General features: G+C 74.8%; 10 protein-coding genes. 7 read left to right on the top strand and 3 right to left on the bottom strand.

The window, feature by feature from the left end; all coding sequences use genetic code 11:
• The coding region (locus PLL68_RS09770; protein ID WP_324533578.1) for a coenzyme F420-0:L-glutamate ligase at positions 1-941 on the bottom strand (941 nt) is incomplete at its 3' end.
• Entirely contained in the window at positions 938-1,915 is a 978-nt protein-coding gene (gene cofD, locus PLL68_RS09765) for a 2-phospho-L-lactate transferase (RefSeq protein WP_324533576.1), read from the bottom strand. The genes PLL68_RS09770 and cofD, both read right to left, overlap by 4 nt.
• Positions 1,916-2,125: 210 nt before the next feature.
• Here cofD and PLL68_RS09760 point away from each other — a divergent pair, with 210 nt between their 5' ends.
• The 3 genes from PLL68_RS09760 to PLL68_RS09750 are packed head-to-tail and all read left to right on the top strand — an operon-like array spanning position 2,126 to position 7,111.
• Complete coding sequence (locus tag PLL68_RS09760; RefSeq protein ID WP_486658542.1) at positions 2,126-2,374, top strand: WhiB family transcriptional regulator; 249 nt, start codon at positions 2,126-2,128, stop codon at positions 2,372-2,374.
• A 55-nt stretch (positions 2,375-2,429) separates the two neighbouring features.
• Entirely contained in the window at positions 2,430-5,543 is a 3,114-nt protein-coding gene (locus tag PLL68_RS09755; RefSeq protein WP_324533572.1) for a glycosyltransferase family 2 protein, read from the top strand.
• On the top strand, positions 5,540-7,111 hold the full coding sequence (locus PLL68_RS09750) for a DUF5719 family protein (RefSeq protein ID WP_324533570.1): 1,572 nt from the start codon (positions 5,540-5,542) through the stop codon (positions 7,109-7,111). Before PLL68_RS09755 ends, PLL68_RS09750 begins: the two co-directional genes overlap by 4 nt.
• 3 nt (positions 7,112-7,114) lie before the next feature.
• On the opposite strand, the gene PLL68_RS09745 is transcribed toward PLL68_RS09750, so the two are convergent.
• Positions 7,115-7,543: a metallopeptidase family protein gene (locus PLL68_RS09745; protein WP_502910690.1), complete on the bottom strand. Its 429-nt coding sequence runs from the start codon at positions 7,541-7,543 to the stop codon at positions 7,115-7,117.
• Between the two features lie 86 nt (positions 7,544-7,629).
• On the opposite strand from PLL68_RS09745, the gene PLL68_RS09740 reads away from it, so the two are divergent.
• The 4 genes from PLL68_RS09740 to PLL68_RS09725 form a co-directional block, all read left to right on the top strand.
• A complete protein-coding gene (locus PLL68_RS09740; protein ID WP_324533566.1) occupies positions 7,630-8,064 on the top strand; it encodes a DUF3499 domain-containing protein in 435 nt (144 codons plus the stop codon).
• A gap of 96 nt (positions 8,065-8,160) precedes the next feature.
• The gene (locus PLL68_RS09735; RefSeq protein WP_324533565.1) at positions 8,161-9,600 is read left to right on the top strand and encodes a phosphomannomutase/phosphoglucomutase; all 1,440 of its coding nucleotides are present in this window, start codon (positions 8,161-8,163) and stop codon (positions 9,598-9,600) included.
• Between the two features lie 50 nt (positions 9,601-9,650).
• Complete coding sequence (locus tag PLL68_RS09730; protein ID WP_324533564.1) at positions 9,651-9,860, top strand: Trm112 family protein; 210 nt, start codon at positions 9,651-9,653, stop codon at positions 9,858-9,860.
• Between the two features lie 61 nt (positions 9,861-9,921).
• On the top strand, positions 9,922-10,892 hold a 971-nt coding region (locus tag PLL68_RS09725), incomplete at its 3' end, for an SIS domain-containing protein (RefSeq protein WP_324533563.1).

Below are 10,892 nucleotides of genomic sequence, written 5' to 3'. Positions count from 1 at the left end.
TCGACGTCGGCAGACCCGTCCGGGACCTCGAGCAGGGCCAGCGCGACGACCCGACCCACCCGTGCGGCCACGTCGTCGCGGCCACCGGCCGATGCGACGCCCACCTCGAGGGCCTCGTCGCTGCCGGGCGCGGCACCCAGGGCGGCGCGCACCGCCTCGACGTGTCCCAGGGCGAACCAGTCCCCGGGGCCGGTGCGCACGAGCCGGCGAGCGCCGTCCGCCGAGGCGTCGAAGCACGCCGGGTCCAGTCCGCGCACGAGGGCGGCTGGGATGCCGTTCGCCTTCCCCTTCACGAGGTCTGCCGCTGCAGCGACCTCGTCCGCGACCGCCCGCATGGTCACCGCGAGCGGGCGCCCGTCGTGGTCGACGCCGCCGCGCAGGTCCTCGAGCACGTGCAGGCCGGCGCTGCCCAGGGCGAAGTCGGTGAGCCCTCCCCGCCACGCACGGCCCGCGGTGTCGCTGAGCACGACCGCGAACGGGGCGGCCTCGGGCAGGCCGAGCAGGGCCAGCACGTCCGAGCGCAACCGGGCTGCGACGGCATCCGGATCATCCGGCAGCACCAGCAGGGCAGCGGAGGGCCCGGTGTTCGACGCATCGACGCCGGCAGCGGCCATGACCGGCCCGGCCGCCGACTCGACGACCCGGGTCGGTCGACCCTCGGCCCACCGCTCGGCGACGACGCGCACGGTGCCGGCCGCCACGGCATCCTCCTTCGAGCCGCTCCAGGTCAGGCCCAGCGCCTTCGACGCCACCTTGCTCGAGATGACGAGGCAGTCGCCGGCACCGAGGGAGACCCCGTCGTGCGCCAGGGCGTCGACGACGAGGCTGGCGACATCGGCCCCGGCCACGACCTCCCCGATGCCCCGAACCCCGAGCACCGTCACCGACGGCACCGGTGAACCCGGCGCGTCGAGGCGCACCGGCATCCGCGGACCACTCACGCGCGCACCGCGTCGGCGAGGCGCAGCGCGTGGGCGGCGATGCGTGCGGTCGCGTCGACGTCGGTCATCAGCAGGGGCCCGTCGAACGCCTCGACCCGGGCGCGGGCGCGGGTGGTGGCGTCGGCGGGATCGACGAGCCAGCCGTCGAGGAAGTCCTCGTACAGGCCAGCGACCGCCTGGGCCGTCGAGTCGACGCCGATGGCGCTCAGGCAGGCGTCGGCGTGCCCGCGGATCGGCCGGCCCGAGATGAGGGGGGAGATGCCGACGACGGGAGCAGTGGTGCCGCGCAACGCGTCCCGAACACCCGGCACACCGAGGATGATGCCGATCGACACCACCGGGTTGCTCGGCGGCAGCAGCACGACGTCGGCCGAGCGGATCGCGTCGAGCACGCCCGGGGCGGCGGTGGCGCGGTCGAGGCCGGCCACCACGAACCGCTGCGCCGGGATCGACGCCTGGTGGCGCACCCACCACTCCTGGAAGTGGATCGCCCGCTCAGCGCCGTCCTCACCATCGGCCACGACCACGTGGGTCTCGACGGGGACGTCGGACATCGGCAGCAGCGTGATCCGTCGTTCGGGCAGTCCCCAGCGGGCCGCCAGGCGCGCGGTCACCTCGCTGAGCGGCACCCCCTGACCCAGCCACTGGGAGCGCACGATGTGCGTGCCGAAGTCGAGGTCACCGAGGGCGAACCACTGCGGCAGCGCGCCGTAGGCCGCGAGCTCACCCTGCACGCGGTGGCTCTCGTCGGCGCGGCCCCATCCCTGGCCCTCGTGGACGCCGTTGCCGAGGGTGTAGAGCAGGGTGTCGACGTCGGGGCTCACCCGCAGGCCGAACAAGGTGATGTCGTCACCGGTGTTGGCGATGACGCTCACCGTGGAGTCGGCCAGGCCGGGGGTGGTGTCGAGGTGGTGACGCAGTCCGCGGATGAACCGGGCGCCGCCGACCCCGCCTGCGAGAGCGGTGATGTGCATGGCGCCAGTGTCCCAGCAGGGCCGTTGCGTCGGCGATTCGCCCACGAAACGCCGCGGATCACGCAAAAAGGGGAGCAATAACACCAACCGGCTTGACGCAGGGTGCATGACACGCGTGTAATTCCATGCATGTGCTCCGGGTGCCCGACCGGTTCACATGGGTCGAGGGGCGAGGAGATGACGATGAACGAGCTGTACCTGATCGACGGAATGCTCGAGGAGAGCGACGCCGACGACGGCGGGCTGTCCTGGCAGGAGCGCTCGCTGTGCGCCCAGACCGACCCCGAGGCGTTCTTCCCCGAAAAGGGTGGCTCCACCCGCGAGGCCAAGAAGGTCTGCGTCGGGTGCGACGTGCGCTCCGAGTGCCTGGAGTACGCGCTGGAGAACGACGAGCGCTTCGGCATCTGGGGCGGCCTGTCCGAGCGCGAGCGCCGCAAGCTCAAGAAGCGCGCGGTGTGACGAGCGGCCCCCGCAGGCCGTCCTCACGCCTACTCGGACCGTCCCGCCAGACCGCATGACCTTGGCCCCCGCGCGCCCCACGACAAGCCCGTCCGACTCCCTCACCCCGGACGGTGCCCAAGCGACGGTGGCCGCAGTGGTCATCACCCGCCGCGACCCCGGCGGGCTGGCCGAGCTCCTCACGGCAGTTCTCGAGCAGTCGCTCCTGCCGGATGCCGTGCTCGTCCTTGACCGCACGCCCCCCGGGTCGCCCGCGGCCGGGACCGTCAGCGAGGTCGTCGACCAGGCCCGCAGCAGCCACCGCGTGCCCATCACGATCGCCCCCGGCGACCAACGGTCCCCGGTACGCACCGTCATCCACCGAGCCCTGCTCGACCAGGCCGACCCCACGACCCTGGCCTGGCTCCTGCCCGTCGGCACCACTCCCGAGACCGGCGCCCTCGTCGCCCTCGTCGACGACTGGCGGCGTTCGCCGTCCACCGGCATCCTCGGTCCGAAGCACGTCGATGCCGAGCGTCCCCACCTCCTTCAGGGCCTGTCGATCCGCACCACCCGCGGGGGTCGGCTCCTGCCGCGACCTGCGCCGGGTGAGCCCGACCAGGGTCAGTACGACCGGCTGAGCGACGTCCTCGCCGTGCCGCTGCCCGGCTCCCTCGTCGAGCGTGACCTGCTCGCCGACCTCGGCGGGTGGGAGCGCAGCTTCGGCGACGTCGGGGCCGACCTCGACCTCGGGTGGCGAGCGCACGCGGCCGGGCGCCGCGTCGTCGTCGTGCCCTCCGCGCGCATGCACACCGAGGCCGACCTGGCCCTGGTGTCGGCGCCCACCCCCAGCCAGCGCCGGGCTGCCCGCCGAGTGGCTCTCGCCCGGGCGCCGTGGTGGACGGTGCCGGCGATGGCGTTGTGGATCGCCGTCACCAGCGTGCTCGCCGCCCTGGGGCTGTTGCTGCTCAAGCGGCCCCGTGCGGCGTGGGCCGAGTTCTCGTCGCTGGCCTCCCTCGACCCGTTCCGGGGAATGCTCGCCCGCTGGCGCACGCGTCGGCGCCGCGAGGTGGGCCGCCGCGACCTGCGGACACTGTTCGAACCGCGTCGTGCCGTGCTCACGTCCTGGGCGGATGCCGTGCACGACGCCATCGTCGGGCCGCGCCAGCCCGTGGGTGAAGAGGCCCACGAGCACACCCCCCGGTCATGGCTGTCCACCGCGCTGCGCACCCCCGGGGTGCTCGCGGGCGTCGGCGCGGCCATCGTCGCGGCGGGTGCAGGGCGCTCTCTCGGGGTCGGGGTGCTGACCGGCGCCGGGTCCGGGCTCGCCGGCGGTGAGCTGGTCGGTACCCGTGCCGACGCCGCCACCTTGTGGCACTCCTGGGCCGACGGCTGGTCGGGAGCCGGCCTCGGCGGCCCCGACCCGGTCGCCCCGTCGGCGGCCCTGCTCGCGCTGCCCACCCGGGTCGTCGACGCGCTGCCACTGGTGCCGCAGGCGTCGTCGCCGGCCGGGTTGGTCGTCGCACTCCTCGTCATCGTGGGGATGCCGCTCGCGGCCGTGAGCGCCTACCTCGCCCTACGGCCGGTGGCCGGCACCCGGTGGGTGCGGGCCCTTGCTGCGTTTGCGTGGGCCACCACGGGTGTCGCCGCGGCGTCGGTGGCCCAGGGGAGGGTGGGGGCCATCGTCGGGCTGGTCCTGCTGCCGCCGCTGGCCTGCGGGTTGTGGCTCATCGCGGCCCGCCGGTCGACGGCGACGAGTGCCTTCGCGACGGCGCTGGCTGCCGTGCTGCTGGGAGCCTTCGGGCCGGTGCTGCTCGTCCCCGTCGTGGTGCTCGCGCTCGTTCTGTTCCTCGTGCGCAGCCGGGTGCGCCTGCACGCACTCGTCGTCGCCGTGGTCCCGGTCGCGGTGCTGGCACCGTGGCTCGTGCGGGCCGCTGAGACGTCCTGGCCCGCACTCGTCGCCGGTTCCGGTCTGGCGCAGTGGGGGGGTCAGGCGCCCCTGCCGTGGCAGATTGCCCTGCTCAGCCCCGGCGGCGCAGGGACACCGCTCGTGTGGACCGCGGCGCCGCTCGTGGCGCTCGCTGCCCTGTCGTTGGTGCGGGGCCGCTCGTGGGGTGGCTCGGGGGCCGTGCTCGCCGTGCTCGCCCCCGTGCTGTTGGCGCTCGCGCTGATCGCCCCGTCCGTGCAGCTCGGCACGATCCCCGCCGGGCTGGAGGGCGCGGGCGAACCGATCACCGTGTGGGCCGGCACCATGCTCCTGCCGTTCGCGCTCGTCGTCGTCGTCGCCCTGGCCCGGGGCCTCGACGGCATCGTGCTGGGCCGGTCGACGTCGAGCCGCCTCGCGCCCGTCCTGGGGCGGCGCGCGGTGGCGAGCACCGGCATCCTCGCCGTCCTCGTGTCCGCCGGGGGAGTGGTCTGGGCGACGCTCGGCAGCGAGCTCGCGCCGTGGGTCGACCCGCGGCCAGCCGTCTCGATCGAGCAGGCCGAGGGCGCCTTCGCGACCCGGGCGCTGTTCGTCAGCCCGGGTGAGCGCGGTGCGGGCTACCGGTTCGTCGGCCGCGAGGCTGCCGACGTCGTGCGCCCGCTGCCCGTCGTGACCGAGGCCGACGCGGCGGTCGCCTCCGCGGTCACGTCGATGATCGGTGACGCGTCGTCGGGGGCAGAGCTGTTCTCCGGCACCGCCACCGACCTGCTCGCCGTGCGCGGCGACGTCGACCTCGAGGTCACCCGCCGGCTCGACGCCACCGAGGGGTTGCAGCGGATCGCCCCGCGCGAGGGGTGGCAGATGTGGCGGGTCAGCCCGCGCACCGGGGAGCCCGACGAACGCTCGCTCGTGGCCCCGCCACGGGTGCGGCTGGTGAGCCCCGAGGGCGTCGTGCTCGTGCCGACGACGGGGCTGCACGCCGCCACCGAGGCCAGCCTCGTGGCCCCCTCGGGCGGACAGCTCGTCGTGGCCGCGCCCGCCGCCTGGGCCGAGCACGCCGTCGTCGCGGTGGACGGGGCCGTCCTCGACCCCGTGGACGGTGCACCGACCCCGACCTACGAGGTTCCGGTCGGCGGCAGTCGACTGGCCATCACCCTGACCAACCCCGACCGCTGGTGGCAGGTCGGTCAGGTCGTGGCGGTGTTCGTCCTCGCCTTCCTGGCCGTGCCCTTCGGGCGTCGCGAGTCACGGGTGCGTGCCGGATGAACGCGGTGTCACGGGGTCTGTCCCGTGCCGGTAAGGTGCTGCGGGCACTGAACTGGGCGGGGATCACGCGGGTCGTCGTCCCGGCCGGGGTCGCTGTCGGGCTCGTGGCGTTCACCACCGCGAACCCCCGCGAGTTCGATCTGGTGCAGGCCTCCGGTGCCACTGAGTCGTCGGTGGCCGGGGTCTCCCTGGCGACGCGGGTCACCCAGGCCTGTCCGGGGCCCGAGCTCAGCGGCATCCCCGGCGTTCCGGACGCCACGATCCCGGCGACCGTGACCGCGGCGGCCGGGCCCGAGGAGCTGCTGCCCGCCCCGGTGACCGGCGACGGGCGGCTCGTCGCGGCATCCGGAGGCACTGAGGTGCTCTCGCTCGGCACCCGCCCAGGGGTGCAGAGCGCCCCGCTCGGAGGGGCCGGGGCCGTGGTGCTGACCGGTGAGGGGCCGCTTGCTCCCGCCGTCGCCGGAACCCAGGAATGGCGGGTCGAGCGCCCTGAGCTGCGGGGTCTGGTCAGCGTGCCGTGCGGGCCCGGTGCCGCAGAGCACTGGCTGCTCGGCGGCGGCGAGGGCCCCGGTCGCCAGGAGCGGCTCGTGCTCTCGAACCCCGGCGCCAACCCGGTGACCGCCGACGTCACCGTGCACGGCGCCGCCGGGCCGCTCGCCGACCCGTACGTCGAGACCGTGCCCCCCGGTGGCCGGGTCAGCCTGCTGCTCGACGCCAAGGCTGGTGAGGAGTCACTGCTCGCCGTGCACGTGCGCGCCGCCGGTGGTGGGGTGCACGCCACGCTGACCGACACGTGGATCGAGGGCAGCCGGGCGCTGGGTGCCGAGACCACCTCCGCGACCGCGGCACCCGGTGAGGTCCAGGTCGTGCCGGGGGTGGCGTTCGGTGGCGGGCCGACCGCCGTGCGGGTCGCGGTGCCCGGTGACCAGGATGCCGTGGTCCGGGTCAGCGTGTTCGGCCCGGAGGGCCTGGTCCCGACGACGGGGGAGAGCGTGCTGAGCGTCGTCGCCGGAGGGGTCGGGCAGCTCGAGGTGCGGGGGGTTCCCGCCGGGACCTATGCGGTGGCGCTGCGGGCCGACGTGCCCGTGGTGGCGTCGGTGCTCAGCCGGACGGTCGCGTCATCGGCCGCGAGCACCCAGGCTGAGGGCACGTCGGGCGACCAGGCCACACCGGGAGACTTCGCGTGGGCGACGTCCGTCGAGGGGGTCGCGTCAGCGGTGCCGGACGACCAGACGGCGCCGGTGGCAGCAGCAGCGTTCGACCCCACTGGCGAGGTGGACCGCACCCTGCACCTCATCTCCGTCGGCGGGAACGGCACGGTCGAGGTGCTGACGGTCGTCGACGGCACGGCGCGCTCGCGCAGGATCGACCTGCTCGGCGACCGCCTCGTGATGGTCGACCTCAGCGGCGCGAGTTCGGTGTGGGTGCGCCCGGTGACCGGCAGCGGCCTCGTGCACGGCTCGGTGCTCAGCGGGGTCGGTGAGGGTGAGTCGCGGATGATCTCGTCGATGCCGCTGCAGGCCAGCGTCGTCACCTCGGCGGTCAGCCGCGCGTTCCCCCTGCCCTGACGCTCAGGCGTCGGGGTCGCGGTCCGGGTCGATCTCGTGGGGCGGCACGCCGAGCAGCGCGGCCACCTGCTCGGTGACCACCTCCCGCACGATCTCGGCGAGGTCGGCGTCGTCGTGTGCACGGGCCTCGATCGGCCTGCGGTAGACGACGACCCGCGGGTCGCGATCGGGGGTGCCCCGCAGCAGCCGCCCCAGCGGTGGGGTCTGCTCCTCCCACGGGGCCGGGTCCTGCGGCGGCACCTCCTCGACGGCGAACTCGAGCGCGGCATACCGCGTGCCGAGGTGGGGGCGCACACGGTCGGCGCAGTCGAGCACGAGCGCGTCGAAGTGCTCTGCGCGGCTGCGCATCGCCGGCACCGGCGGCCACGCCATCGGCCCCCGGATCCCTCGCCCGTGCCGGTCCCTGCGTCCTGATGGGCTCACGGTTGGCATGGTACGGCCAGCGTGCAGGCAGTCGTCCGACCCGCCAGCGGCGTGCCTGCGCCGGGTCGTCGGTGGGTCGGCCTAGAGTCGACGACGTGAATGTGTCTCGTCGGTGTTCCAAGACCGCGTGCCGCCAACCGGCGGTCGCCACCTTGACGTACGTCTACGCCGACCAGGCTGCCGTCCTCGGTCCGCTCGCGACCTACGCCGAGCCGCACACCTACGACCTGTGCCACCAGCACGCGACCCGCCTGACCGCGCCGCGAGGCTGGGAGGTCGTGCGCCTCGTCGCCGAGTACCCCGAACCGCAGCCGAGCACCGATGACCTCCTCGCCCTCGCGGATGCCGTGCGCGAGGCCGGTCGTCCGCGGCGGTCCCAGCCCCCGGCGGCCCCGACCGCCGCGCCAGCGGCGGCGTCCGTCGCTGCGGCGGGTACGGCATCCGAGGGCTACGACCGCGGCCCGACCGTGGTCACCGGCGAGGTCCGCCGGGGCCACCTGCGGATGCTGCCCAGCGCCACCGACAGCTGAGCACCCCACTCGCGCCATGAGTGCGCACGTGGTTGCCAGGGCAGCCACGTCCGCACTCACGGCGGATTCGGATGCCGTCGCGTAGGCTCGCCTGCCGTGACTGCAACCTCGCTCGCCCACGTCGTCAAGGCCTACGACGTCCGCGGAACGGTCCCTGACCAGCTCGACACGCGGGTCACGCGCGCCCTCGGCGCCGCGTTCGCCGATGTCGTCGTCATCCCCGAGGGGGCCGGGGCGTGCGTCGTCGGCCACGACATGCGCGACACGAGCCCCGAGCTGTCGTCCGCGTTCGCCGACGGGGCGCGCAGCCGCGGGGTCGACGTCACCCTCATCGGCCTCGCGAGCACCGACGGCCTCTACTACGCGAGCGGCGCGCTCGACCTGCCCGGCGCGATGTTCACCGCCAGCCACAACCCGGCCGCGTACAACGGCATCAAGCTCTGCCGGGCCGGGGCCCGACCCGTCGGCCAGGACAGCGGGCTCTTCGACATCCGCGTGCTCGCCGAGCGCATCCTCGACGGTGAGGTGCCCGACCCCGACGTGACCCCGGGCGACCTCGACGAGCGTGCTGTCCTCGCCGACTACGCGTCGTTCCTGCGCGGGCTCGTCGACCTGTCCGGCATCCGGCCGCTGCGGGTCGTCGTCGACGCCGGAAACGGCATGGGCGGGTTCACCGTGCCAGCGGTCCTCGAGGCGGGGGCCGGGCTGCCCGCGCTGCCGCTGACGATCGTCCCGCTGTACTTCGAGCTCGACGGCACCTTCCCGAACCACGAGGCGAACCCGCTCGACCCGAAGAACCTCGTCGACCTGCAGGCCGCCGTGGTCGAGCACGGCGCTGACCTCGGGTTGGCCTTCGACGGCGACGCCGACCGCTGCTTCGTCGTCGACGAGCGCGGTGAGCCGGTCAGCCCGAGCGCCATCACCGCCCTCATCGCGCGTCGCGAGGTGGCGCGCGCGGTCGCGCAGGGGGCCACGGCATCCGACGTGGCGATCGTCCACAACGTCATCTGCTCGGCCCAGGTGCCCGAGGTCATCGCGGAGACCGGCGCCCGGGCGGTGCGCACCCGGGTCGGCCACTCCTTCATCAAGGCCGAGATGGCGCGCCACGACGCGGTCTTCGGCGGCGAGCACAGCGCGCACTACTACTTCCGTGACTTCTGGTTCGCCGACACCGGCATGCTCGCCGCGATGCACACGCTCGCCGCGCTCGGGGAGCAGGACGCGCCGCTGAGTGTCGTCATGGGCGACCTGCACCGGTACGCCGCGTCCGGCGAGATCAACTCCACGGTCTCGGATGCCGCGGCCGCCACCGTGCGCGTGCGCGCCTGGGCGGAGGGGGAGGGCGTCGTGGCCGATGAGCTCGACGGTCTCACGCTGACCCACGCCGGGTCCGGGGAGGGCAGCGGCGACCCGATGTGGTGGCTGAACCTGCGGGCCTCGAACACCGAGCCGCTGCTGCGGCTGAACGTCGAGGCCGCCGACGTGGCCACGATGGAGCGGGTGCGCGACACCGCGCTCGCCCTCATCCGCGCCTGACGGGGTGTGGGAGGATCAGGGTTGATCGACACCACCCCCGGAAGGACCTCATGAGCGAGCAGGCAACCCCCGCGTCGGCGATCGAGCCGTGGCTGCGCGAGATCCTTCGCTGCCCGGCGTGCCGGAGCGAGCTGCGCGACGACACCGGCCCCACCGGTGGCCCCGAGCTGGTCTGCACCTCGGGTGAGTGCGGGCTCGCGTACCGCATCGACGACGGCGTGCCGGTGCTGCTCGTCGACGAGGCCCGCAGCCCCGGCTGACCTGCGAGCTCGCCCGTCGGAGGCACCTCAGGCACCTGCACCGCGACGAAGGAGACACGCCATGCCGTGGGTCGACGAGAGCCGCCTGGACGACCCCGAGGCGATGCGCGCCCTCGACTCCCGTGACTCGCTGCGCTCCCTGGCCTCCGCCGGCGCTCAGGTCAGGCGGGCCATCGTCTCCGCGCAGGAAGCCGGCGTCGACCGGGCCGCCGGCGGTGAGCGCCCTCGCTCGGTGCTCGTCGCGGCGCTCGGCGGGTCCTCGCTCGTGTGCGACGTCCTCGACCTGCTCGCCGAGCCCGGCTCCCCGGTGCCCGTGACCACGCGCCGGGCGGCACCGCTGCCCGGCTGGGTCGGCCCGCTGGACCTCGTCATCGCCGTGTCGCAGTCGGGGCGCGCCGTGGGGCCACTCGCGCTGGCCGCCGAGGCCGCTCGCCGCGGTGCCTCGCTGCTCACGGTCGGAGCGGCCGACTCGCCGCTGGCCGACGTGTGCGCCCGTGCCCGCGGGGTGCACGTCGACGTCGCGCTGGCGGCCCCGTCCTCGCGCACCGCACTGTGGTCGCTGCTCACCCCGGTGCTCCTCGCGGCCGACGCGCTCGGGCTGGTGCACTGCCCGGGGTCCGTCCTCGAGCGGGTCGCCGACGTGCTCGACGGTGTGGCCGACGAGTGCCGCCCCAGTTCGGAGTCGTTCGTCAACCCCGCCAAGGTGCTCGCGCTGGGTCTCGGCGCCACGGTGCCCGTCGTCCTCGGCGACGGGCCGCTCACCGGGGTGGCGGCCACCCGGGCGGCCTCGATGCTGGCCCGCACCGCGCGCGTCCCGGCCACCCACGGCGCGCTGCCGGATGCCGCGTCACAGGTCGTCGCGTGCCTCGACGGGCCGTTCGGCTCGGGCCCGGACGACAGTGGCGGCGGTCGCTCCGATGACCTGTTCGCCGACCCCTACCTCGACGGCCCGCCGGCGCAGCGCCTCGGCCTGCTCGCGCTGCGGGACCCGGACCTCGCCCCGGATGCCGTGGCGCTCGCCGACGCGGTCGT

Origin of the sequence: Ornithinibacter sp., from assembly GCF_035443565.1 — a bacterium.
GTDB lineage: Bacteria > Actinomycetota > Actinomycetes > Actinomycetales > Dermatophilaceae > Fodinibacter.
The sequence above is the reverse complement of the archived record's forward strand: the minus strand, read 5'-3'. Positions and strand labels throughout refer to the sequence as shown.